This is a genomic window from uncultured Methylobacterium sp. (assembly GCF_964251405.1).
Classification (GTDB): Bacteria; Pseudomonadota; Alphaproteobacteria; order Rhizobiales; family Beijerinckiaceae; genus Methylobacterium.
The window spans coordinates 6,628-8,942 of sequence record NZ_CAXUJR010000124.1 but is presented as its reverse complement, the minus strand read 5'-3'; the positions used below and the strand labels follow the sequence as shown (position 1 = coordinate 8,942).

Below are 2,315 nucleotides of genomic sequence, written 5' to 3'. Positions count from 1 at the left end.
CCTCATCGTCGTCGATGAGGAGCACGAGGCCGCCTACAAGCAGGAGGACGGCGTCCATTACCACGCCCGCGACATGGCGGTGGTGCGCGGCCGGCTGGAGGGCTGCGGCGTGGTCCTCGCATCTGCGACCCCGTCCATCGAGACGCGGGTCAACGCCATGCGCGGGCGCTACCGCCGCGTCCTCCTGCCCGAGCGTTTCGGCGGGCGTCGCCTGCCGCAGATCGCCGCGATCGACATGCGCCTCGACAAGCCCGAGCGCGGCACCTTCCTGGCCCCGACCCTGGTGAGCGCCGTGCGCGAGGCCGTGGCGGCGGGCGAGCAGGCGCTGCTCTTCCTCAACCGCCGGGGCTACGCGCCGCTCACCCTGTGCCGCGCCTGCGGCCACCGCTACCAGTGCCGGCAATGCTCGACTTGGCTCGTGGAGCACCGCTTCCGCCGGGCGCTGGTGTGCCACCAATGCGGCTATACCGAGCGCCGGCCGGACTCCTGCAGCGCCTGCGGTACCTTCGACAACCTCACCCCCTGCGGCCCCGGCGTCGAGCGCATCGCCGAGGAAGTCGCCGGGCTGTTTCCCGACAGCCGCGTCATCGTGCTGTCGAGCGACTTTCCGGGTGGAGCCGAGCGCCTGCGCGCCGAACTCCAGACCGTAGCGGAGGGTGGCTGCGACATCGTCATCGGCACCCAGTTGGTGGCCAAGGGCCACAACTTCCCGCACCTGACCCTGGTCGGCGTGCTCGACGCCGATATCGGCCTCACCTCCGGCGATCCGCGCGCGGCCGAGCGCACCTTCCAGCTCCTGCAGCAGGTGACGGGCCGGGCCGGACGTGGCGAACGGCCGGGCCGGGCCCTGGTGCAGACCTTCCAGCCCGAGCATCCGGTCATCGCGGCCCTGCTCTCGGGCGATGCGGAGCGTTTCTACGCCGAGGAGATCGCCGCGCGCGAGGAGGCCGGCCTGCCGCCGTTCGGGCGCCTCGCTGCGCTCATCGTCTCGGCCAACGACCGGGAAACGGCCGAGGCGCACGGGCAGGCGCTGGCCCGAGCCGCCGAGCCGCCGGCCGGCGTGATGGTGCTGGGGCCCGCCGAGGCGCCGCTCGCCCTGATCCGGGGCCGCTACCGTTTCCGTCTGCTCGTGAAGACCGCCCGCGCCATCGACCTGCAGACCTATTTGCGCCACTGGCTGGCCCGTGCGCCGAAGGCGCGGGGCAATGTCCGCGTCACGGTCGACGTGGACCCGCAGAGTTTCCTATAAGGGGAGACCCGCACGACGGGAGTGGCCGAGGAGTATGCGAGCGTGCTGACCTATCAGAAGAAGCCGGATTCCAACGTCGCCGAGATCATCGTGGACGGGAAGATCAGCGACGGCGAGATGGATGCCGTCATCGCCTCCATGAAGGCCGATCTCGATGGCGGCGCCAAGCTGCGCCTTCTTCAGGATATCCGGGCCTTCGAAGGCATGGAGCCCGCCGCCTTCTTCAAGGACGTGCGCTTCGGCCTCGCCCTCGTGAAGGGCGTCAGCCACGTTGCCGTGGTCTCGGATGCGCAGTGGATGCGGATCATGGCCGAGACCGCCGGCCGCCTCTCGCCCGCGCAGATCAAGGTGTTCGAGCGCGCCCGTCTCGAAGAAGCACGGACCTGGCTCGCAACCGCGACCTGAAGGGGCGCGTCACTCCGCCTGGGCGGTGCGCAGGGTGCTGCGCGTCGCCGTCCAGCGGCCCGAGCACAAGGCGGAGACCTTCCAGGTCCCGCCTCCCGACCGGGCCTGAAGCCGGCCGGTGACGGCGCCGGTGGCGGCTCCGTTGCTCACGTTGATCCCGACGGTCCCGTCATCGCCGACGCGGCCCGACAGGCTGGCCTTGTCGGATGCGGAGACGAGCTTCACCGCCCCTTCCTGCACCGACACCGCATAGCGAGCGCGGGCGTCGCAGAGACCGCTCTCGGTCACCAGCTCGACGGACCACGTCCCGTTGTAGCCGCCGTTGTCCTTGGCCGAGGCCACGCCCTGCCCGAACACGACAGCCCCGAGCGCCAACACGACAACAATCCTAAACATGCCCATCCTTCAATCAGTCAATATTTCCCGTGCTCTCCCCGCCCATGGGGCGGAGATGTGAAACGATCGATTCGATCGCGAATTCGGGAATCAGGACATCATAAGGATTGAAGCGGCAGGATTATGACGAGCGGCCCGAACAAGGGCTCGGAGGCTGTTCTCTCCTCGACTGAATGCCAAGGTTGATTGCGGCTCAGCTTGTGGACCCTGGTCTCAACTGAGCAACGGAGCCTATATCCCGGCATCCGACGGAACATCGCGAAGC

3 protein-coding genes are annotated in these 2,315 nt (G+C 69.0%); 2 read left to right on the top strand and 1 reads right to left on the bottom strand.

Annotated elements, in window-relative coordinates; genetic code table 11:
- Together priA and ACFE7U_RS16520 are read left to right on the top strand one after the other, a co-directional pair.
- Positions 1–1,249, top strand: a 1,249-nt coding sequence (priA, locus tag ACFE7U_RS16525; protein ID WP_375410806.1) for a primosomal protein N', incomplete at its 5' end; no start/stop codon positions are given.
- A 42-nt stretch (positions 1,250–1,291) separates the two neighbouring features.
- Positions 1,292–1,654 (top strand): STAS/SEC14 domain-containing protein, encoded by a 363-nt coding sequence (locus ACFE7U_RS16520; protein WP_375410805.1) that lies wholly within the window; start codon positions 1,292–1,294, stop codon positions 1,652–1,654.
- A 9-nt stretch (positions 1,655–1,663) separates the two neighbouring features.
- Here ACFE7U_RS16520 and ACFE7U_RS16515 read toward each other — a convergent pair whose 3' ends face one another.
- Entirely contained in the window at positions 1,664–2,050 is a 387-nt protein-coding gene (locus ACFE7U_RS16515; RefSeq protein WP_375410804.1) for a hypothetical protein, read from the bottom strand.
- Positions 2,051–2,315: the final 265 nt, after the last annotated feature.